Source organism: Pseudomonas svalbardensis (assembly GCF_030053115.1).
Taxonomy (GTDB): domain Bacteria; phylum Pseudomonadota; class Gammaproteobacteria; order Pseudomonadales; family Pseudomonadaceae; genus Aquipseudomonas; species Aquipseudomonas svalbardensis.
Genome location: NZ_CP125619.1, coordinates 1,562,182 through 1,581,942, shown reverse-complemented (window position 1 = coordinate 1,581,942; position 19,761 = coordinate 1,562,182). Strand labels below are relative to the sequence as shown.

Genomic DNA, 19,761 nt, shown 5'->3' with positions numbered 1-19,761 from the left:
AGCTCACGATGGGGCCATAACAAACACCATCACTCTCCCGCAATAAAACTCACCCGCACCTTCAACCCGGCCTGCTCTCCATCGTGCAGGCTGATTTGAGCCAGGTGCGCGCGGCAGATCTCGCCAACAATCGCCAGCCCCAACCCCGAACCGGCCACCTGCTGGTTACGCCGGTAAAAGCGCTCGAACACCCGATCGCGCTCTTCAAGAGGAATGCCCGGGCCGTCGTCCTCGACCTCCAACACCGCCGGTGCCGTGACCCGAAGAATGACGTTGCCACCCGACGGCGTATGGGCCAGAGCGTTATCCACCAGATTGCTCAACAGTTCGTTCAACAGCGTTGGCTCGCCGCGCAACCACACCGGTTCGTCCGCTTCCAGCGCCAGCGCCACACCGCGTGCGTGGGCCAGCGGCGCCATGGCCATGCCGAGTTCACGAGCCAGCTGACTGAGGTCAAGCAACTGCGCCCCGCCCTCGGCGATGGCCCGTGCACCATTTTCGACCCGTGCCAGCGAGAGCAATTGATTGGCAAGGTGGGTCAGACGATCCGTGCCTTGGGCGGCGATTTCCAACGTATTGCGCCAGGTTTCAGGTTCGGTCGAGCGCAAACCCAGTTCCAGTCGTGCCTTGAGCGCCGCCAGGGGAGTACGCAGCTCATGGGCGGCATCGGCGATGAACTGCGCCTGACGCTCGAACTGCCCGCGCAGGCGCTCGGTGAAGTGATTGAGCGCCCGCACCAGTGGCCACAATTCGTGCTGCACTTCCACCAACGGCAATGGCCGCAGATCGTCCGACTGACGCTCTTCCACCGCGGTGCGCAAGCGTTCCAGCGGACGCAACGCGGCGCTGACCGCAAACCACACCAACAACAACGCACCCACCGCCAGCATGCCCAGACGCAGCAACGTGTCCGCCGCCAGGCTGCGGGCCATGCTGACCCGCGCCTCATCGGTTTCCGCCACGCGGATTTCCGCCATGCCGTTCATGTTCGGCTCGCTCACGGGTTTGAGCAGGCTCACCACGCGCACGTTCTGCCCCTGGTAATTGGCGTTATAGAAACGCGCCAGTGCCGGATAGTCATCGGTGCGCGGCGTTCCCGGCGGCGGTGGCGGAAGGTTTTCGTAACCGGAGATCAGCTTCTGATTGATGTCGTTGACCAAGTAAAAAATCCGTCCTGCGCTGTCGTAGGCGAAGGTGTCGAGGGCAACGTACGGCACGTCGGCGCTCAGCGTGCCGTCGCGCTGGGAGACGCCCGCAGCGATGGTCCTCGCAGAGGCCAGCAAGGTCCGGTCATAGGCGGTGTCGGCAGCTTCGCGACCGTTCCAGTAAGCGCTCAAACCACTGGCCAACATCAACACCACCAGCAACAGCGCCAGATTCCACAGCAACCGCCAGCGCAGGCTGCTGGGCTTATGCATCGCGGCTTTCCAGCAAGTAGCCGAGACCGCGGAAGGTCACGATGACGACCGGTTGGCCGTCTAGCTTTTTGCGCAGGCGATGGACATAGATCTCGATGGCGTCGGGGCTGGCCTCTTCGTCCAGTCCGAATACTTGCGAGGCCAGTTGTTCCTTGCTCATCACCCGGCCAGGTCGGGCGATCAGGGCTTCGAGCACTGCCTGCTCGCGGGAGGTCAGGGTCAGCAACTCTTCACCGAGGGTGAAGCGCCGAGTGTCCAGGTCATAGGTCAGCACACCGCAGCGCTGCTGGCGCTCACCACCGAGCACACTGCGGCGCAGCAAGGCTTTGACCCGGGCTTCGAGTTCGGTCAGTTCGAAAGGTTTGGCCAGGTAATCGTCAGCGCCGAGGTTCAGGCCGTGGACCCGATCCTTGACGTCGCTGCGAGCGGTCAACATCAACACCGGCAGGTTCTTGCCCCGCGCCCGCAGGCGCGCCAGCACTTCGAAGCCATCCATGCGCGGCAGGCCGACGTCGAGGATCGCCATGGCGTATTCCTCGCTGCTCAACGCCAGGTCCGCCGCCACACCGTCGTGCAGCACATCCACGGTCAGCCCGGTGCTCTTGAGCGCCTGGGCGACACTTTCGGCGAGCTGCAGATGGTCTTCGACGAGCAGAACACGCATGGATCTTTACCTCATTCAGGGATGGTCGACGCCATTCTTTGGCGCGGAGTTTACAGCCGCAACCGCCGCTGTGAAGCCCGAAAACCGTGAAAGTCTTCTGAAAGGTTAGCGAAAGGTTGGCCGGTTAGAGTCCAGCCACGGACAGTTTCGACTGCCCGTCGCTACCGCACATAGCGTACGAAAAACGCCTCGAAGCGTTTTCGCCAATAAGAACAATAAACGGAGTACTTCAAGATGCTGTCCATGCAGCTACAGGCTTGCCCGCCTGCTCGCTTTTCCCGCCTCAGCCACACCGCCCTTGCCAGTGCCGCCGCCCTCGCCGGCTTTTCGCCGTTGAGTCAGGCTGCCTTCTTCGAAGACAGTACGGCAACCTTCGAAACCCGCAACATGTATTTCAACCGCGACTTTCGCGACGGTACCAGCGCCCAGCAATCCAAGCGGGACGAATGGGCTCAGGGGTTCATGCTCAACCTGCAATCGGGTTACACCGACGGCACCGTGGGGTTCGGTGTCGATGCGCTGGGCATGCTGGGGGTCAAACTCGATTCGAGTCCCGACCGCACCGGCACCGGCCTGCTGCCAACCCATGACGACGGCCGCGCGGCCGATGAGTACTCCAAGCTTGGCTTGACCGGCAAAGTGAAAATCTCCGCCACGGAACTTAAAATCGGCAGCCTGATTCCGGAACTGCCGATCCTCAAGCCCAACGACGGGCGCATCCTGCCGCAGACCTTCGAAGGCGGCCTGCTGACCTCCAAAGAGATCAAGAACCTGACCTTCACCGGCGGGCGCCTGGAGAAAGCCAAGGACCGCGACAGCACCGACTTCGAAGACATCGCCCTCAACAACAAGAACAGCCGCTTTGCTGGTACCGCAGCCGGCAAGCATTTCGACTTTGGCGGCGTGGACTACAAGTTCACCGACAAAATCACCGGCAGCTACCACTTCGCGCACCTTGATGAAGTCTACAACCAGCACTTCCTCGGTGTTGTCGCTTCGCAACCGTTCGGCCCCGGCACTTTCGGCACCGATCTGCGCCTGGCCATCAGTGATGACCAGGGTGCGGCTCGTGGCGGCAATATCGACAACAAATCCCTCAACGGCTTGGTGAGCTACGCCTTGAGCGGGCATAAATTCAGCGCCGGCTATCAGCACATGTCCGGCGACAGCGCATTCCCTTATGTCGATGGCAGTGACCCGTACCTGGTCAACTTCGTTCAGATCAACGACTTTGCCGGTGCCGAAGAACGTTCCTGGCAAGCACGTTACGACTATGACTTCGCCAAACTCGGCATTCCGGGCCTGAGCTTCATGAGCCGTTACCTGAGCGGCGACAACATCAAGCTCAAGAACGGTGACGAAGGCAAAGAGTGGGAACGCAACACCGAAATCAAATACGTCGTACAAAGCGGCGCGCTCAAGGATGTCGCCGTGCGCCTGCGTAATGCCACTTACCGCTCCAACTATTCCGCTCGCGATGCCGATGAAGTGCGTCTGCTGGTGAGCTATAGCGTTGCCCTTTGGTAATTCAGTACACCTATAACAACAACTCCCAAGGAGACTTGAATGAACTTATCAATGCGTAAAGTCGCTCTCACCGCCAGCGCCCTGCTGTTCGCCGGCCAATTGCTCGCTGAACCCAAACGTCCGGAATGCATCGCCCCGGCCTCGCCAGGTGGCGGTTTCGACCTGACCTGCAAACTGGCGCAAAGCGCGCTGGTGAATCAGAAACTACTGACCAAACCGATGCGCGTGACCTACATGCCCGGCGGTGTCGGCGCGGTGGCGTACAACGCGGTGGTCGCTCAGCGTCCAGCCGATGCCGGCACCTTGGTGGCGTGGTCCAGCGGCTCGCTGCTGAACCTGGCCCAAGGCAAGTTCGGTCGTTTCGATGAAAACGCCGTGCGCTGGCTGGCGGCGGTTGGAACAAGCTACGGCGCCATCGCAGTGAAAAGCGATTCGCCTTACAAGACCCTGGACGATCTGGTTCAAGCGCTGAAGAAAGATCCGAGCAAAGTGGTGATCGGCTCCGGCGGCACCGTCGGCAGTCAGGACTGGATGCAGACCGCCCTGATCGCCAAGGCTGCCGGGATCAACCCGCGCGACCTGCGTTACGTCGCCCTCGAAGGCGGCGGTGAAATCGCCACCGCCCTGCTCGGCGGCCACATCCAGGTCGGCAGCACCGACATCTCCGACTCCATGCCGCACATCCAGAGCGGTGACATGCGCCTGCTGGCCGTGTTCTCCGAGAAGCGTCTGGACGAGCCGGAAATGAAAGACATTCCGACCGCCAAAGAACAAGGCTACGACATTGTCTGGCCAGTGGTTCGCGGCTTCTACCTCGGGCCAAAGGTTAGTGACGAAGACTACGCCTGGTGGAAAGACGCGTTCGACAAGCTGCTGGCTTCTGAAGAGTTCGCCAAGCTGCGCGATCAACGTGAGCTCTTCCCGTTCGCCATGACCGGCCCGGAGCTGGACACCTACGTGAAGAAGCAGGTTGCGGACTACAAAGTGCTGGCCAAAGAGTTCGGCCTGATTCAGTGATCGCCTCTGTCTAGCGGCTGCGGCCCCCGTTCTGGAGGGCTGCGGCACAGGAGTTTCCCATGCTCTTACAACGCATTTTTGCTTCGGTGCTGTTGCTGGCCTGTCTCAGTCTGGTGCTGATGGCCTGGCCCTACCAGGCGCCTTTTTCCTACGAACCGATCGGACCACGGGCCTTCCCCCTGTTGATGCTGGGGCTGATGGGGCTGGGGCTGGTTTACATGGTGTATCGCCCTTCGCCGATCAAACACACCGATGAAGATCCGCCGATGGATCGCGAAACCCTGAACAAGATTGGCCTTTGCGTACTGTTGTTGCTGATCTTTGCCGGGCTGTTCGAACCACTGGGTTTCATCCTCAGCAGCATGCTGATTGGCATTCCGATGGCGCGCCTGTACGGCGGACGCTGGTTGCCGAGCGTGGTGATCATCAGCCTGATGAGTATCGGTCTGTACCTGCTGTTCGACAAAGTCATGGACGTGCCACTGCCTCTGGGCCTGCTCGACGTTCTGGAGAACTGATATGGATACGCTTGGTTATTTGAGTCACGGCTTCGGCGTCGCATTGACCCCTTACAACCTGGTGACCGCACTCAGCGGCACGCTGATCGGCACCGTCGTCGGACTGCTCCCCGGCCTGGGTCCGATCAACGGCGTGGCGTTGCTGATCCCGATCGCCTTCGCTCTCGGCCTGCCACCGGAGTCGGCGTTGATCCTGCTGGCCGCGGTTTATCTGGGTTGCGAGTACGGCGGCCGGATCAGTTCGATTCTGCTGAACATTCCGGGCGAAGCCTCCACGGTGATGACCACCCTCGACGGCTACCCGATGGCCCGTCAGGGGATGGCCGGGGTTGCGTTATCGCTTTCGGCGTGGAGTTCCTTCATCGGCGCTTTCATTGCGACCTGCGGGATGGTGGTGTTCGCACCGATTCTGGCGAAATGGGCGATTGCCTTCGGTCCGGCGGAATATTTCGTACTGATGGTGTTCGCGATTGTCTGCCTCGGCGGCATGGCGGGTGATCGACCGCTCAAGACGTTTATTGCGGCGCTGATCGGTCTGTTCCTGTCGACGGTCGGCATTGATGCCAACAGTGGTGTCTACCGCTTTACCGGTGACAACATCCACCTCACCGATGGCATTCAGTTTGTGGTGCTGGTGCTGGGCCTGTTCTCGATCAGTGAAATCCTCCTGCTGCTGGAAAAAACCCACCGTGGCCAGGAAGCGTTCCAAGCCACCGGCCGGATGATGTTCAACTTTAAGGAGGCCGCGTCGGTGTTCTGGGTGAACATGCGTTGCGGTGTGCTCGGCTTCATCATGGGCGTGCTGCCCGGTGCCGGCGCGACACTGGCCAGCGCCGTGGCTTACATGACCGAGAAACGTATCGCGGGCCCAAGCGGAAAATTCGGACAAGGCGACAAGCGTGGTCTCGCCGCTCCGGAAACCGCCATCGGCGCTGAAGCCTGCGGCGCTCTGGTGCCAATGCTGACGCTGGGTGTTCCGGGCTCGGGCACGACAGCGGTGATGATCGGCGCACTGTCGCTGTACAACATCACCCCTGGCCCTCTGCTGTTTCAACAGCAACCGGACATCGTCTGGGGCCTGATCGCTTCGCTGTTTGTCGCCAACATCATGTTGGTCATCCTCAACATTCCAATGATCCGCATCTTCACCCGCATCCTCGCCGTGCCGAACTGGGCGCTGGTGCCGATGATCGCGATCATTACCGCCATCGGCGTTTTCGCGGTGCACGCCACCACCTTCGACCTGTTCCTGATGATCGGCATCGGCATCTTCGGCTACATTCTGCGTAAGCTGGATTTTCCGTTATCCCCCGTTCTGCTGGGCTTCATCCTCGGAGGCTTGATGGAACAGAACCTGCGCCGAGCCTTGTCGATCTCCAACGGTTCACTGGAGATTCTCTGGTCCAGCGGGATCACCATGGGTGTCTGGGCGTTGATCGCCGTGATGCTGCTGGTGCCGATCCTGCGAATCTGGCGCAAACGTTCGGTCGCCCGGCGCGTTATCGCCGATGTCTGATCGAACACCCTTCAAAGCCTGGTGGGGAACTCCGCTGGTCGGTCTGCTGGGCGGTTACCTGGCCAGCCAGATCGGCTGGCCACTGCCGTGGATGGTCGGCTCGTTGCTGGCGATCATCCTGGTGCGCTGCCTGACACCCTGGCAATTGGCGGAAATCCCTGGCGGCCGCAAGTGCGGCCAGTGGATTGTCGGCATCGGCATCGGCCTGCACTTCACCCCGGTGGTGATGGAGCAGGTCCTGAGCCACTTCGGTCTGATCTTCTTCGGTGCGTTGGTTACCAGCCTGTCGGCCGTAGTCGGGGTCTGGTTGATGCGGCGCACCGGTGAAGATCGCGCCACCGCGTTCTTTTCCAGCATGCCCGGCGGCTCCGGGGAGATGGTCAACCTCGGCGCGCGTAACGGCGCGGTGCTCAGTCGTGTTGCGGCGGGGCAAAGTCTGCGGGTGTTGGTGGTGGTGCTGTGTGTGCCGGCGGCGTTCAAGTATTTGTTGGGTGATGGTGCACCGCTGTCCCATGCCACGGTCGTTGATTGGCGCTGGCTGGCGATTCTGTTCCCGGCGGGCGCCCTCGCCGCCTGGCTATGGGAGCGTCTGCGGCAACCCAATCCGTGGTTGTTCGGACCGTTGTTGGTGAGTGCGGCGGTGAGCATTGGTTGGGACCTGCACATCGGTTTGCCCAACGGCGGCAGCCAGATCGGCCAATGGCTGATTGGCAGCGGGTTGGGGTGTCACTTCAATCGGCAGTTTTTCCGGCGTGCGCCTTCTTTTATGGGACGAACCTTGATCGGCACGGTGCTGACTATGTTGATCGCCACGCTGGCGGCATTGGGGTTGAGTGCGCTGACGCATTTGGATTTGCGTTCGCTGACCTTGGGCATGATGCCCGGCGGGATTGCGGAGATGAGCCTGACGGCAGAGACGTTGCAATTGTCGGTGCCGCTGGTGACGGCGATGCAGGTGATGCGGCTGTTGTTTGTATTGTTTCTGGCGGAGCCGTTGTTCAAGTATTGGAATCGGGTGCCGGATTCTGTCTGAAAGACCGGGTCGCCCCCTTCGCGAGCAGGCTCGCTCCCACAGGGTGTGGGAGCGAGCCTGCTCGCGAAGGGGGCGACCCGGTCAACGCATCAAACTGGCGGCAATCGCCATTCGATCGGTGTCTCGCCATTCTGCTCCAGATACTTATTGGTTCGACTGAAGTGCCCGCACCCGAGAAAGCCACGATAGGCGGACAGCGGTGACGGATGCACCGACGTCAGCACCAGATGCTTGGTGGCATCGATCAGTTTCTGCTTGCTCTGGGCATGCGCGCCCCACAGCAGGAACACCAGATGTGGCTGGTGTTCGCTGACCACTTCGATAATCCGATCGGTAAAGTGTTGCCAGCCTTTGCCCGCATGGGCGTTGGCGTTGGCGCGTTCCACGGTCATGGTGGTGTTGATCATCAGCACGCCCTGGTCAGCCCAGCTTTGCAGGCAACCGTGGGGCGGGATGTCGATGTTCAGATCGCGTTTCAACTCTTTATAGATGTTCACCAGCGACGGCGGCGCCGGTACGCCCGGTTGCACCGAGAAGCACAAGCCATGGGCCTGCCCCGGTCCGTGGTACGGGTCCTGGCCGAGGATGACGACTTTGACTTTATCCAGCGGCGTCGAGTTGAGCGCGTTGAAAATCATCGGTCCTGGAGGGTAGATTTCCTTGCCCGCCGCGCGCTCCTCTTGCAGGAAGTTGCGCAACTCTGCCATGTAGGGCTGGTCGAATTCGGCACGCAGTGCCTCCTTCCAGCTCGGTTCGAGTTTGATACGGTCGTCAGCAGTCATGGTTACATCCGGCAAAAACAATGGGGCGAACCCTAGGAAAGCCCATCACGCTTGTCAATTGATCTGACGCAGATCCGGCACTTTCCTGTACAGCGATCATACTGAACGCTCAAATTCCCGATCGAGGTCACGATGAATCTGCACTTCGAAGAACTCACTGGCACCGACGGCGCACGCATCGGAGTCGCCAGCCTGGATGCCGAAAAGTCCCTCAATGCCCTGTCCTTGCCGATGATCAACGCCTTGCGCGATCAACTGGACGCCTGGGCCAAAGAGCCGCAAATCGTCTGCGTCGTGTTGCGCGGCAACGGTGCCAAAGCCTTTTGCGCTGGTGGAGAAGTCCGCAGCCTGGTGGAAGCCTGTCGCTCCCATCCCGGCGAAGTGCCGCCGCTGGCCGCGCATTTCTTTGCGGCGGAATATCGCCTGGACTTCAATCTGCACACTTACCCTAAACCGCTGATCTGCTGGGGGCATGGCTATGTGCTCGGCGGCGGCATGGGGCTGCTGCAAGGGGCGGGCATTAGAATTGTTACGCCGAGCAGCCGCCTGGCGATGCCGGAGATCAGTATCGGTTTGTACCCGGACGTCGGGGCCAGTTGGTTTCTGTCTCGCCTGCCCGGCAAGCTCGGATTGTTTCTCGGCCTGACCGGCGCCCATATGAACGGTCGCGATGCGATCGATCTCGACCTGGCCGACCGTTTCCTGCTCGATGAACAGCAGGGAGAGCTGATGGAAGGCCTGCTGCAGTTGAACTGGCAGGAACAGACGCCGATGCAGCTCAACAGCCTGCTCAAGGCCTTGCAGCAGGAAGCGCTCGCGCAAATGCCCGAAGCCCAGTGGTTACCGCGACGCCAGCAGATCGATGAGCTGCTGGATGTCAGCGACGTGCGCTGCGCCTGGAAAGCCATCAGCCAGCTGCGCGACAACACGGATCTGCTGCTCAGCCGTGCGGCGAAAACCATGAGCGAGGGCTCGCCCCTGACCGCTCATCTGGTATGGGAACAGATCGCCCGCGCCCGGCACATGTCGCTGGCTCAAGTCTTTCAGATGGAATACACCATGAGCCTCAACTGTTGCCGTCATCCGGAGTTCAGCGAAGGTGTGCGCGCACGGTTGATCGACAAGGATCAAAAACCGCATTGGCACTGGCCAGACATCAGTAATCTGCCGGATGCAGTGGTAGACGCGCATTTCCACAAGGCCTGGGAAGGCCGGCATCCTCTGGCCGATTTGTAGGAATACTGAAATCCGGGCATAAAAAAGCGGCGCTTCATGCGCCGCTTTTTTCATGAGTGTTTAACGGTGGCCGCCTCGGCCATCGTGATCACCGCGACCGTTGTGGTCGCCCCTTCCGCCACGGTTGTCGCGTCCGCCATGACCGCCACGATAGTCGTTGTTTCCACCGCGGTTACGGCCGTCCCAACCGCCACGGTTATCGCCATCCCAGCCGCCACGTTTATGGCCATCCCAGCCGCGATTTTGATGAGCCCGGTAATCGGCTCGTGGCGACGACTGGTAATAACGTGGTGCCGGTTGATAAACCCGCGGTTGGTGATAATACCGCGGCGTTGGCTGGTAATACCGCGCTGGCGGGGCGTAGTACCGGCGTGGTTGCGTGTAATAACCGCCGCCGCCTGAGTAGTAAGGCCCGCCACCGGAATAATAGGCTGGCGAGGTATAGACCTCGGAACTGTAGTAGCTGGCTCCTCCATCGGAATAAGGCACGCATGCACCAAGTGACAATCCCAATACAGCAATCAGAAGAATTCGCAGATACATGGCGGCCTCCTGGACCGCGAGTGAGCCACACCAGCGACGCTGGCAGGCGACAGTCAATTATTCGGTGACTGTCGAAAGATCAGACATCGTTTTCCAAATCTGGTGCGTTCGCGAAACAGATTGAAACAAGTCGCCGATGAAAGGTTTTTCATCCATTCATCCGCTGATTAGTGGTGACCACCACGATATCCACCTCTGTAATAACGTGGCGAATGCCCGCCCCAATAGTAGTAGCGATAGCCGCCATAAAAGCGCGGTCCGTGGTAATAGCGCGGTCCGTAATAGTAGGGATAGGGTGAGTAGCCGGGGTAGTAATAAGGCGCGGAATACACCTCGTAGCCACCGGCATAGTAGGAGCAGGTCACCTTGCCGGCGATCAGGTATTGATCGGCTTTGCACGGGATCTGAAGAGCTGTCTGCGGCACTCCGACATCGTCTGCCGTTGGGGCGGGGAGGAATTTATCGTGCTGCTCAAGGACACTGACGGTGAGACCGGTCTGATGGTCGCCGAGAAAATTCGTCAGCATGTCGAGCAACAGCGTTATGCCTGCAACGATAAGGCCTTGCAGTTGACCGTAAGCATCGGCCTGACCACCCTGCAGACCGATGACACCTTGCACACGCTGCTCTCGAGAGCGGATCATGCGATGTACCGGGCCAAGCAAGCCGGCCGTAACCGCACCTGCGTGGAAATGCCTCACTCCAGTTATGAATAACCCTACATGAATAAGCCAGATTTCTGCCCGGCGTGCGGCGCCTCCAATGACTGCACTCTGGCCGACCCGCGAACTGCCGATCGGGCCTGCTGGTGCTACGGCGTCAGCATCGACCCGGCGGTACTCGAAGCGCTGCCGCCCGAACTGCGCGACAAATCCTGTTTGTGCCCACGCTGCGCGCAAGTCGAGGCGCAGCTGTAAGCAACCGCACAACCGATCACGTAAGATACGCGCCCCTTTCCTACCGATCCCTCGTCATGCGCATTGACCGTTTCCTCAGCAACCTGCCGCGCTTCAACCGTAAGCAGGTGCGTCTGTTGCTGGTGGAAAAGCGCGTCAGGATCGACGGAAAAGTTGTCAGCGACCCTCACGCCGACGTTCTGGAATTCAGCCGCGTGGAAGTCGACGATGAGCGGCTGCAAGTCGGCAAGCCTGCACGCTACTTCATGCTGCACAAACCGTCTGGCTGCGTCAGTGCCACCCGCGATCCGCAACACCCGACCGTGCTCGACCTGATCCATGAGCCGGACAAGGAGGACCTGCACATCGCCGGGCGCCTGGACTTCAACACCACCGGCCTGATGCTGATCACCAATGATGGCAGCTGGTCGCGCCGCCTGACCCAACCGCAGACCAAACTGCCCAAGGTCTACTACGTCGAGACCGAGCAAGAGATTGGCCCGGAATACGCATTGAAATTCACCGAAGGCCTGTACTTCGCCTTCGAAGACCTCACCACCCAACCCGCCGAGCTGGCCGTACTCGGACCAACATCCGCACGACTGAGCATCGTCGAGGGCCGTTATCATCAGGTGAAGCGGATGTTCGGCCATTTCGACAACAAGGTGCTGCGCCTGCACCGCGAAAGCATGGGCCCGCTGGTGCTCGACAGTGCCCTGAAACCGGGCGAGTACCGCGCATTACGCACCGAAGAGATTCAATTGATCTAAGCAGGCGACCGCTCAGCAGAAGTTGTCGAACAATTTACCAAAGACACTTGCGCGATGACATGACCCCTGCTTGAATCAGGACGTCGGCCGAAATGTGACCGATGAGTCACAACATACTTCCAAGAAACTTTTTGCCGGTAGAGAACCCTCAGGTTCCGCCTTCCCCCGGCAGACTGCCCGCCAATAACAATACCCGTCGACCGGACTGCAATGGATCGACATGGGCCTTTCAAATTCCAGGCGTATGCCTACCTGTCACAAAGCTCGTGCAATCTGATTTGCACGCATACCCGCTTGCCAGGAGTCTTATGACATGAGGCCAGAAATCGCTGTGCTGGATATACAGGGTCAGTATCGGGTTTACACGGAGTTCTATCGCGCAGATGCCGCAGAGAAGACCATTATTTTGGTCAACGGCTCGATGGCCACGACTGCGTCGTTTGCACAAACCGTGAAAAACCTTCATCCGCAGTTCAATGTGGTCTGCTACGACCAGCCCTACGCGGGCAGGTCCAAAGCCCACAATGTGCACGAAAAAATGCTGACCAAGGAAATCGAAGGGCAGATCCTCCTGGAGCTGATCGACCACTTCGGGGCCGAACACGTGCTGTCGTTTTCCTGGGGTGGCGCCGCGACCCTGGTCGCCCTGGCCCAACAGCCACGACGCATCGAAAAAGCCGTGATCAGCTCGTTCTCCCCGGAGATCAACTCGCACATGCTCGATTACCTCGAGCGCGGCGTCGATTACCTCGGCAGTCGGGACGGGGACCGGGTCGGCAACCTGGTGAACAGCACCATCGGCAAACACCTGCCGACGCTGTTCAAGCGTTTCAATTATCGCCACGTCAGCTCTTTGGCCGAGCATGAATACGGGCAGATGCATTTCCACATCAGCGATCTGCTGCACAGTGATCGCCAGTGCTTTTTCAAAGCCGCGGAGAAAATCAACGTGCCGGTGCTGTTCATGAACGGCGAATGGGACGAGTACACCGCTGCCGACGGCGCTCAACTGTTCGCCAACCACGTGCAACACGCTACTTTCACCACCCTGCAGGCCACCGGCCACTTTCTCGACATGGAACACAAAGCCGCTTGCCGAGACAGCCGCAACGCACTGTTAGGTTTCCTGAAACCGGCGCAACACGTCAGCCGACCGCGTTACCACTACGTCCAGGACCAGCATGCATTGGCCATCTGAAACAGAGTCATCGCGAGCAAGCTTCGCCCCGCAGCGTTAAACGCATTTCTGTAGGAGCGAGGCTTGCCCGCGAACGACCGTTACGCGGTGCATGGTTGTGTTTCACCCGGCGATAAAGCCATCGCGCGCAAAGAAAAACTTCATTTCCACGCCCGCATCTGGTACAAAGTCAGCCGCTCTGAGCGGGTGTCGTATAATGGCATTACTCCAGCTTCCCAAGCTGATAACGAGGGTTCGATTCCCTTCACCCGCTCCAATGTTTTCAAGGCCTCCAGCCTACCCCGCTACTCCAAGGTGTCTGTTAAGGTGTCTGTTTCTAGTTTTCTTAGTTACCGACCGAACTGAAACAGACCCCAGCGCTTAGCCACCCCTCAACCAATTTCGTCCCCTTCTGCATCCTGGCGACCGGCCACAAAATCCCTATTTGCATGCCACCACCCATAGCTGATTCAGCTTGGTCGCAAAACTCTGCCTCATCATCTCCCCCCGCATCCGCCAATCCGGATTGTGCGGACGCCTCGATTTAGGCACGGAACCACGTGGCTTTACCGTCTTTCACAAGTGGAATATGGCGATTTCTAAGCAAGCGCCCTACCAAAAATGTCAGCGGAGTGAATCTCCGCGAGTCACCTTTCAAAACAAGCCTGGTACAGTCGGCCCTGGTAAATTCGTTGACAGGGAGTCCGCATGGCAAAGCCAGCCGCACGTATCACAGATCCCACCAGCTGTCCCATGCCTGGGCATGGCCCCAAAGCCATCGCCTCCGGTTCTTCCGACGTGTTCTTCGACGGACTTGCTGCCGCTCGCAAAGGCGACACTTGTACCTGCGGTAGCGCGTTAGCCTCGGACGTGTCAGGCACAGTGTTCATCAACGGCAAAAATGCCGCACTGGTTGGCACCGTCGGCACCCATGGCGACGTCGTGATCGGCGGTTCGGGTACGATCATCATCGGTGACTCCCATACGCCGGCACATTTATTCCACCTACCTCCATTATCATCCACGGCAACTGGATCGGTTTTAAAATTCCGGCCGTCGAAAGCTATGAAGGGCTTTCCTGCGTTGCACACTTCGAAGACGGATCGGTGATGCAAGGCGTGTTTGACGCCAAAAACACCGTCAAATTTTCAAATCCCACAGGCAAGACCTGTACCGCAATCGATTACGGCATCGAAGAAACGTCCGACAGCGCTTCGATCCTCGAAACCATCCTAAGCACAATCCAGAGATAAGGATCATCTCATGACGGAACCCATGCTCATTACGGGCAGCTACATCTTAAAAAAAGAACATGATCTACATAGCTCACCTTTGGAAATGGCGATTGCCGGCATGGAAGGCGCTGCGGCACGCTTTGCCACTGATGCAATCAAAGACGCCAATACCCGTTTAAAGTACCAAAGTAAAATTAAGGAGATGTCTCGACTGGTTGAAGCCGAGGTGCTGGCGGGCAACGTTACGGCCAAAGATGGTGTGGCATACTGCCAAGAAATGCGTAACAACATCATGAACGAGCATCGGAAATTTACATCCGCTCAAGGTGTTGCCGTTGCGGAATATATCAAGCTCAACGGGCCAACCCTGCAAACAACCTTGGATAAGTATGCCCACTCGCTCTACAAGAAAAATTCTGATCTTTTAACCGATGTGGAAAAATCCAAAGTTCATTACCTGATTTTGAAAAAATCTGGTGTGGACAACGCCAAAGTTACTCGCGGCACCAGGAGAATGAATGTGGCAGGAAAAGTCGCGTGGATCGTGACAGCTGCCTTTGCCGCCTCGGAGATTTACAAAGCCGACAATAAAACCAAGGAAGCCGGACGCCAAGGAATCATCTTGGGTGGTGGCGCAGCCGGTGGGGCCTTGGCAGGACTAAGTATTTCAATGCTGTGTGGTCCTGCTGCCCCGGTGTGCGCCATTGCAGTGGTGGTCGCTGGCAGTATTGCGGGCGGCGTTCTTGGCGATTACGTCGCGGACAGTCTTGACGAAGAGCTGGAGGAATTTCTGACATGGGACGTTCAATGACTGACGAGGAACGTTCCTATGTCTACTGGGCTCTATCCGACGCGTTTGTTGACACAGAGGTTGACTATGAAGCCATTGCACGCCAAACCGAAGATTACGACCCAGAAGAGATCAAAAGAATTCTTTATCATGAGGTGGCACCGATCTGCCATACAAATCTTGAGACAGTAATTCCCATAATATGGTCAGCCTTCAATTTAGATAACTTGAAGGCCGATATCCAGAAATCGCTGCAAGCCAGAGAAAACAGTTACTTGCGACGACAGAAAGACAAACTACTCATACGCTGGCTTGAGTTTCGATACAAATATATATGGCAAGAGATATCCAAAAACTACCGAAAATAAACCTTGCATCTTATCACTCCAAAATAATCTGCTTTTTCTGACTTTTTTTGTTGTTGCTACATTCCACCGCCGTATTGTCAGCTGGTCGAACTCAGAAAAGTGTGTGGATGGTTACCCGAGTCTCGGATGGAAAGTATTTCAACCCACAAAGCACTCGTGACCTGCCGACATCCTCAACGACGACATTGAATTTCAACGTGCCATCCTCTTTGGATCGCCCTAGGCTGTAGATGTAACCAGCAAGAAGTTTTTCTTTGATCTTTAGGGCCAGTTCATCGTATCCGCTCCATGAACTCCACATTCCAAGCGGATAGCTGACGGCTGATGCTGTGCTCCCGATTTCCATCAGGAGCCCATCACCATGATGCGTCCCAATGCCAGCGTTGAAAAAGTGTACCTCTACCCGAAGCCTGTAGATTTTCGAAAGTCCATCGACGGCCTGGCTGCATTGGTCGAACTGGACATCAAAGTTGCGGTGTTCGACCCCGTGCTTTTCGTCTTTCTAAATCGCCACCGCAACCGCGTCAAAGTGTTGTACTGGGAGCGCAACGGCTTCTGCCTTTGGCTCAAGCGCCTGGAGTCTGAACGTTTCAAACTTTCCCCTGATGAGGTCGACGAGGCGATCGTGCTGACTGTCCAGGAATTAAACTGGTTACTGGATGGCTTTGATCTCTGGCGCAATCGTCCTCATAAGGTTTTAACGCCAAGATTCGTCGCCTGACGGGTATAATCCCCTGCATGAATTTGATACCCGAAGACCTTCCCGATGATCCTGTTTTGCTCAAGCAAATGTTGCTTGAGGTACTCAGTCTGTTGACGCCGACGCCGAATTGACCCACGTGCCGAGGCAAGACTGACCGTCTCCAAACCTGCACAAATCCAGCACAGACAATGATTCGCGAGGAGTCAGACTGGGTCAGTGAAATCTCGGCAACTGGGGCAATTCGGCGTCGGCGCGAACACCCCTATCTTCAACCACCCTCTCCCCTGCGCGGCCATCAGCGAACACGCGCCATAAACCTCCGAGGGAACCCAATCGGCCGCACATCAGGTGCTGCCCGTGAACGATCTCAACAGAGCCCCCAAAATATGACTCAAAACATCTACGACGACCCAGAATTTTTCCAGGGCTACAGCCAGATGGCCCGCTCCATTGCCGGCCTCGACGCAGCACCGGAATGGCCTTCGCTCAAGGCAATGCTGCCACCCATGAAAGGCCTGAAGGTGGTCGACCTCGGCTGCGGTTACGGCTGGTTCTGCCGCTGGGCCAGTGATCAAGGTGCCGATAGCGTGCTCGGCCTGGACGTCTCGGAAAAAATGCTGGAGCAGGCTCGCAACACTACGTCGGCGACGAATATCCAATACGCCCATGCCGATCTGGAACAACTCGCTTTACCCGCAGCCAGTTTCGACCTCGCCTATAGCTCTCTGGCGCTGCACTACATCAAGGATCTCCCAGGACTGTTCGCCAAAATCCACGCGGCCCTTAAACCCGGTTCACGCTTCGTATTTTCTATTGAACACCCGATCTTCATGGCCCCGCGCAATCCGGGCTGGCTGATTGATAGCGAAGGTAACAAGCGCTGGCCGGTGGACAGCTATCAACTGGAAGGAGAGCGTGTGACCAACTGGTTGGCCGAAGGCGTGATCAAGCAGCACCGAACCATCGGCACCTTGCTCAATACGCTGATTGGCGCAGATTTCAGGATCCAGCATGTCAACGAATGGGGGCCGACCAATGCAGAAATGGCGGCGCAACCGGCCCTGGCCGAAGAGCGGGAGCGCCCGATGATGATGCTGATCAGCGTTCAGCGCTGAGTGCCAAGCAAAGGGACAGATAAGGTTCAGCGTGATCCGTCCCTTTTTGCACTATCGGATCGCGACGATAAACAACCGCGGGAACGGCAACAGTACCGAACCATCGGCCAGCGCCGGGTAAGCCTGCTCGAGCGCGGCTTGATACTGCTTGAGGTATTGCGCTTTTTCCGCATCATCCAGCGGAGCAAGAAACGGCCGCAATCCGCTGCCCTTGAACCACTCGACCACACCGGCTGCGCCACCCGCGAGCGGGTGATGGTAGGTAGTGCGCCACACGTCGACTCGAGCACAGTGCGGTCGCAGCATCGAGTAGTAATCGCTGGCGCTAGCCATTTCCGTGCGTTGCCCGGCGGCGTCCGCCAACTTGCTGGCCCACGGCCCATCGGCAGCGACTTCGCGCATCAAGCGGTGTGACGGCTCATTGAGATTGTCGGGCATCTGAATGGCCAGGCTACCGCCCTGGGTCAGTCGGGCGACCAGCGAAGGCAGTAACTTCGCGTGATCGGGCACCCACTGCAATACCGCGTTGGCGAAAATCACATCGAACGGGCCGGTATCGTTCCAGGTATCGATGTCAGCGGTGTCGAACTGCACCTGCGGCAAGCGCTTGCGGGCGGCTTCGATCATATCGAACGAACTGTCCAGCCCCCGCACCGTGGCGTTGGCGAAGCGTTCCACCAACAACTCGGTCGAGTTACCCGGGCCACAACCGATGTCGATTGCCAAGCGCACGTCCGTGTCCGGTATGGCGGCCAGCAAGTCACGGGCGGGACGGGTGCGTTCATCTTCAAAAGCGACGTATTGTTTGGCGGACCAACTCATTGCGTTCTCCTGTCGGTGCGTTTTCTTCAAAACGGGTAAAAAGCCCCGGCCATTAAGATACAGCGCCCATGTCGATTTGCCCTCCCCTGAAGATGTATATGGCAATTGCAGAGGGGATACGTGTCAGGCAATCAGTTTTCAATGGTCACTTTCTTATCGCCAAATCCTTGGAGACCATAACCAAAGGCACCGTTCGTCGAGCCGAAGCAAAGCAATTTTGACAGCAAAAAATTCACACCTATAGTCCAATCGCGGCCTGTTGGAAGGAACCCGACCGTCATTGCAAGGCAAGGAGCAAGGCCAGCTCGTACCCCGTGATCGAGTGGGTTCCCCCGTAGTGTGTTCGCAACGGCCGCAAGGCAAGCAAACGTTGTTGTGCCTGGAAAGTAATCAGGCAATCACTCTGACCAAGGAGCTTTACTATGTCTCGAGTCACGGATGTACTTGTTTCAATCGACACTGAAACCATTCTGAAAAACTATCCGAACATCAGCAAAAACCCTGCCTCGCCGACGTTGATCGACGTCAATCATGTGTACATGGTGACCAATCAGAACAACGTGGTCAGCGGCCAGGCCGGCGGCGAACTCAACTTGAAAGCCCAGGTAGGCGACTTGATTCGCTGGCGTGAAACCAGTCTGTCGCAGAGCTTCGAGACAGCAGTGATTTTCTACAAGTTTGTTGGTAACGTCGGCAACGAGTTGATCTCCACACCCACGCCCCGCAAGGCTACAGCGTGCGTTGCCGTTCCCAACACCAGCAACCCGTCGGTTCCGAGCTGCCAGAAAGTCGATAACCATTACTGGTCTTCAGAAACACTTTCGTGCGGTAGCGTGACCTACCACTTCCATTTCCTGATCGTTGATCGCGACTGCAAGATCGTAGGCTGCTGCTCGTGGGATCCGTTCATTACCATCCGTAACTGACGATGACCAGGCCCCTTGGCGACGGGGGGCCTACCGAGTTCGTTGCCGCTTCGGCCGGGACGGGATGTCTTGCTTGAGCCGATGCGGCTTCCGTCTTGAATCAACATCATGAAAGGAATCCATGATGACTTCCGAACCGATTGCCTCCCCCTCGACGGGTATTGCGCCAGCCAATAATGTGCTGCTGATCGTCGATGCCGAATCGCTGCTTTCACATTATCCGCAGCCCAGTCTTGAGCCGAAAAATCCGACCGAGATTGAGGAAGGTTTCATCTTCGCCATCAGCGACACAAAAACAACACAAAGTACAATAAATGACAGCTCAATGACGCTTTTCGCCATTAACGGCAAGAACTTCCATATCCGTGGCAGGACCGTCAGCTTGCTCGCCGAACACAGCGTGGTGTTCTACGAGATATCTGTAGGTGATGCCGGGGTACTTTCACCGCCTGAACTGGTGGTCCACGCAAACCTGACAGTCCCCGCACCCGATCCCGAAACCCCGACCCAACCGGGCAGCCACACGGCCGATGATCATTATTGGCACTGCACGCAATTGGCGGCTGGGGTTGAGGCGTGCGAACTGAAGTTCATGCTGATCAATAAAAGCTGCGAGGCATTGGGGTACTTCAGTTGGGCAGTGGAAGTGAAGTTGGCGGAGTGACCAGAAATCAAAAAAACCGGCCTCAAGGGCTAATACCAGTC

The 19,761-nt window shown here is 57.9% G+C and carries 21 protein-coding genes, 1 tRNA gene and 2 pseudogenes; 18 read left to right on the top strand and 6 right to left on the bottom strand.

The window, feature by feature from the left end; translation table 11 throughout:
- Positions 1–29: 29 nt before the first annotated feature.
- Positions 30–1,418, bottom strand: coding sequence for a sensor histidine kinase (gene tctE, locus QFX16_RS07135; protein WP_283183369.1), 1,389 nt, complete (start codon positions 1,416–1,418; stop codon positions 30–32).
- Positions 1,411–2,082, bottom strand: coding sequence for a response regulator (gene tctD, locus QFX16_RS07130; protein ID WP_283183368.1), 672 nt, complete (start codon positions 2,080–2,082; stop codon positions 1,411–1,413). The genes tctE and tctD overlap by 8 nt, the downstream gene beginning before the upstream one ends.
- A gap of 234 nt (positions 2,083–2,316) precedes the next feature.
- Here tctD and QFX16_RS07125 point away from each other — a divergent pair, with 234 nt between their 5' ends.
- From QFX16_RS07125 to QFX16_RS07105, 5 genes are read left to right on the top strand one after another with little or no spacing between them, the layout of a single operon-like run.
- Positions 2,317–3,609, top strand: a complete 1,293-nt coding sequence (locus QFX16_RS07125; RefSeq protein WP_283183367.1) for an OprD family porin — start codon at positions 2,317–2,319, stop codon at positions 3,607–3,609.
- 39 nt (positions 3,610–3,648) lie between these two features.
- Complete coding sequence (locus tag QFX16_RS07120; RefSeq protein WP_283183366.1) at positions 3,649–4,626, top strand: Bug family tripartite tricarboxylate transporter substrate binding protein; 978 nt, start codon at positions 3,649–3,651, stop codon at positions 4,624–4,626.
- Between the two features lie 59 nt (positions 4,627–4,685).
- Positions 4,686–5,144 (top strand): tripartite tricarboxylate transporter TctB family protein, encoded by a 459-nt coding sequence (locus QFX16_RS07115; protein ID WP_283183365.1) that lies wholly within the window; start codon positions 4,686–4,688, stop codon positions 5,142–5,144.
- Between the two features lies 1 nt (position 5,145).
- On the top strand, positions 5,146–6,660 hold the full coding sequence (locus QFX16_RS07110; protein ID WP_283183364.1) for a tripartite tricarboxylate transporter permease: 1,515 nt from the start codon (positions 5,146–5,148) through the stop codon (positions 6,658–6,660).
- Positions 6,653–7,693, top strand: coding sequence for an AbrB family transcriptional regulator (locus QFX16_RS07105; protein ID WP_283183363.1), 1,041 nt, complete (start codon positions 6,653–6,655; stop codon positions 7,691–7,693). The genes QFX16_RS07110 and QFX16_RS07105 overlap by 8 nt, the downstream gene beginning before the upstream one ends.
- 89 nt (positions 7,694–7,782) lie before the next feature.
- Here QFX16_RS07105 and ung read toward each other — a convergent pair whose 3' ends face one another.
- Positions 7,783–8,475 (bottom strand): uracil-DNA glycosylase, encoded by a 693-nt coding sequence (gene ung / locus QFX16_RS07100; RefSeq protein WP_283183362.1) that lies wholly within the window; start codon positions 8,473–8,475, stop codon positions 7,783–7,785.
- 132 nt (positions 8,476–8,607) lie between these two features.
- Between ung and dspII the strand changes: the two genes are divergently transcribed.
- A complete protein-coding gene (gene dspII, locus QFX16_RS07095) occupies positions 8,608–9,711 on the top strand; it encodes an enoyl-CoA hydratase/isomerase DspII (RefSeq protein ID WP_283183361.1) in 1,104 nt (367 codons plus the stop codon).
- A 60-nt stretch (positions 9,712–9,771) separates the two neighbouring features.
- Here dspII and QFX16_RS07090 read toward each other — a convergent pair whose 3' ends face one another.
- Both QFX16_RS07090 and QFX16_RS07085 read right to left on the bottom strand, forming a co-directional pair.
- Positions 9,772–10,254, bottom strand: a complete 483-nt coding sequence (locus QFX16_RS07090) for a hypothetical protein (protein ID WP_283183360.1) — start codon at positions 10,252–10,254, stop codon at positions 9,772–9,774.
- Between the two features lie 167 nt (positions 10,255–10,421).
- A complete protein-coding gene (locus QFX16_RS07085; RefSeq protein WP_349294214.1) occupies positions 10,422–10,658 on the bottom strand; it encodes a hypothetical protein in 237 nt (78 codons plus the stop codon).
- On the opposite strand from QFX16_RS07085, the pseudogene QFX16_RS07080 reads away from it, so the two are divergent.
- The 10 genes and pseudogenes from QFX16_RS07080 to QFX16_RS07035 all read left to right on the top strand — a co-directional run.
- A pseudogene (locus QFX16_RS07080) lies at positions 10,614–10,970 on the top strand (GGDEF domain-containing protein); the annotation flags it as partial. The gene QFX16_RS07085 and the pseudogene QFX16_RS07080 overlap by 45 nt on opposite strands.
- A 6-nt stretch (positions 10,971–10,976) precedes the next feature.
- Positions 10,977–11,171 carry a cysteine-rich CWC family protein gene (locus QFX16_RS07075; protein WP_008153014.1) on the top strand — a complete coding sequence of 65 codons (195 nt, stop codon included), beginning with the start codon at positions 10,977–10,979 and terminating at the stop codon, positions 11,169–11,171.
- 56 nt (positions 11,172–11,227) lie between these two features.
- Positions 11,228–11,920, top strand: coding sequence for a pseudouridine synthase (locus QFX16_RS07070; RefSeq protein ID WP_283183358.1), 693 nt, complete (start codon positions 11,228–11,230; stop codon positions 11,918–11,920).
- 313 nt (positions 11,921–12,233) lie between these two features.
- Positions 12,234–13,118, top strand: coding sequence for an alpha/beta fold hydrolase (locus QFX16_RS07065; protein ID WP_283183357.1), 885 nt, complete (start codon positions 12,234–12,236; stop codon positions 13,116–13,118).
- A gap of 182 nt (positions 13,119–13,300) precedes the next feature.
- Positions 13,301–13,374 (top strand) — tRNA-Gly (locus QFX16_RS07060).
- Positions 13,375–13,805: 431 nt separating this feature from the next.
- Positions 13,806–14,350 (top strand): annotated as a pseudogene (locus QFX16_RS07055) (PAAR domain-containing protein).
- A gap of 10 nt (positions 14,351–14,360) precedes the next feature.
- Positions 14,361–15,143, top strand: coding sequence for a hypothetical protein (locus tag QFX16_RS07050; protein WP_283183356.1), 783 nt, complete (start codon positions 14,361–14,363; stop codon positions 15,141–15,143).
- On the top strand, positions 15,140–15,490 hold the full coding sequence (locus tag QFX16_RS07045) for a DUF7079 family protein (RefSeq protein ID WP_439900126.1): 351 nt from the start codon (positions 15,140–15,142) through the stop codon (positions 15,488–15,490). Before QFX16_RS07050 ends, QFX16_RS07045 begins: the two co-directional genes overlap by 4 nt.
- Positions 15,491–15,851: 361 nt before the next feature.
- Positions 15,852–16,211, top strand: coding sequence for an IS66 family insertion sequence element accessory protein TnpB (gene tnpB / locus QFX16_RS07040; RefSeq protein WP_225924317.1), 360 nt, complete (start codon positions 15,852–15,854; stop codon positions 16,209–16,211).
- Positions 16,212–16,579: 368 nt separating this feature from the next.
- Positions 16,580–17,308: a class I SAM-dependent methyltransferase gene (locus QFX16_RS07035; RefSeq protein ID WP_283183354.1), complete on the top strand. Its 729-nt coding sequence runs from the start codon at positions 16,580–16,582 to the stop codon at positions 17,306–17,308.
- 51 nt (positions 17,309–17,359) lie between these two features.
- Here the strand turns inward: QFX16_RS07035 and tam are convergent, their stop codons facing one another.
- Complete coding sequence (tam, locus tag QFX16_RS07030) at positions 17,360–18,130, bottom strand: trans-aconitate 2-methyltransferase (protein WP_283183353.1); 771 nt, start codon at positions 18,128–18,130, stop codon at positions 17,360–17,362.
- A gap of 422 nt (positions 18,131–18,552) precedes the next feature.
- On the opposite strand from tam, the gene QFX16_RS07025 reads away from it, so the two are divergent.
- Both QFX16_RS07025 and QFX16_RS07020 read left to right on the top strand, forming a co-directional pair.
- Positions 18,553–19,056, top strand: coding sequence for an inclusion body family protein (locus QFX16_RS07025; RefSeq protein WP_033061388.1), 504 nt, complete (start codon positions 18,553–18,555; stop codon positions 19,054–19,056).
- Between the two features lie 124 nt (positions 19,057–19,180).
- A complete protein-coding gene (locus tag QFX16_RS07020; RefSeq protein WP_283183352.1) occupies positions 19,181–19,720 on the top strand; it encodes an AidA/PixA family protein in 540 nt (179 codons plus the stop codon).
- Positions 19,721–19,761 lie beyond the last annotated feature (41 nt).

Excerpts from the sequence above, each read along its gene's own strand:
- QFX16_RS07105 (WP_283183363.1), top strand. The coding sequence starts at position 6,653 with ATGTCTGATCGAACACCCTTCAAAGCCTGGTGGGGAACTCCGCTGGTC.
- QFX16_RS07070 (WP_283183358.1), top strand. The coding sequence starts at position 11,228 with ATGCGCATTGACCGTTTCCTCAGCAACCTGCCGCGCTTCAACCGTAAG.
- QFX16_RS07020 (WP_283183352.1), top strand. The coding sequence starts at position 19,181 with ATGACTTCCGAACCGATTGCCTCCCCCTCGACGGGTATTGCGCCAGCC.
- QFX16_RS07050 (WP_283183356.1), top strand. The coding sequence starts at position 14,361 with ATGACGGAACCCATGCTCATTACGGGCAGCTACATCTTAAAAAAAGAA.
- ung (WP_283183362.1), bottom strand. The coding sequence starts at position 8,475 with ATGACTGCTGACGACCGTATCAAACTCGAACCGAGCTGGAAGGAGGCA.
- QFX16_RS07125 (WP_283183367.1), top strand. The coding sequence starts at position 2,317 with ATGCTGTCCATGCAGCTACAGGCTTGCCCGCCTGCTCGCTTTTCCCGC.
- dspII (WP_283183361.1), top strand. The coding sequence starts at position 8,608 with ATGAATCTGCACTTCGAAGAACTCACTGGCACCGACGGCGCACGCATC.
- QFX16_RS07110 (WP_283183364.1), top strand. The coding sequence starts at position 5,146 with ATGGATACGCTTGGTTATTTGAGTCACGGCTTCGGCGTCGCATTGACC.
- QFX16_RS07075 (WP_008153014.1), top strand. The coding sequence starts at position 10,977 with ATGAATAAGCCAGATTTCTGCCCGGCGTGCGGCGCCTCCAATGACTGC.
- QFX16_RS07065 (WP_283183357.1), top strand. The coding sequence starts at position 12,234 with ATGAGGCCAGAAATCGCTGTGCTGGATATACAGGGTCAGTATCGGGTT.
- QFX16_RS07115 (WP_283183365.1), top strand. The coding sequence starts at position 4,686 with ATGCTCTTACAACGCATTTTTGCTTCGGTGCTGTTGCTGGCCTGTCTC.
- QFX16_RS07035 (WP_283183354.1), top strand. The coding sequence starts at position 16,580 with ATGACTCAAAACATCTACGACGACCCAGAATTTTTCCAGGGCTACAGC.
- tnpB (WP_225924317.1), top strand. The coding sequence starts at position 15,852 with ATGATGCGTCCCAATGCCAGCGTTGAAAAAGTGTACCTCTACCCGAAG.
- tctE (WP_283183369.1), bottom strand. The coding sequence starts at position 1,418 with ATGCATAAGCCCAGCAGCCTGCGCTGGCGGTTGCTGTGGAATCTGGCG.
- QFX16_RS07120 (WP_283183366.1), top strand. The coding sequence starts at position 3,649 with ATGAACTTATCAATGCGTAAAGTCGCTCTCACCGCCAGCGCCCTGCTG.
- QFX16_RS07090 (WP_283183360.1), bottom strand. The coding sequence starts at position 10,254 with ATGTATCTGCGAATTCTTCTGATTGCTGTATTGGGATTGTCACTTGGT.
- tctD (WP_283183368.1), bottom strand. The coding sequence starts at position 2,082 with ATGCGTGTTCTGCTCGTCGAAGACCATCTGCAGCTCGCCGAAAGTGTC.
- QFX16_RS07025 (WP_033061388.1), top strand. The coding sequence starts at position 18,553 with ATGTCTCGAGTCACGGATGTACTTGTTTCAATCGACACTGAAACCATT.
- QFX16_RS07045 (WP_439900126.1), top strand. The coding sequence starts at position 15,140 with ATGACTGACGAGGAACGTTCCTATGTCTACTGGGCTCTATCCGACGCG.
- tam (WP_283183353.1), bottom strand. The coding sequence starts at position 18,130 with ATGAGTTGGTCCGCCAAACAATACGTCGCTTTTGAAGATGAACGCACC.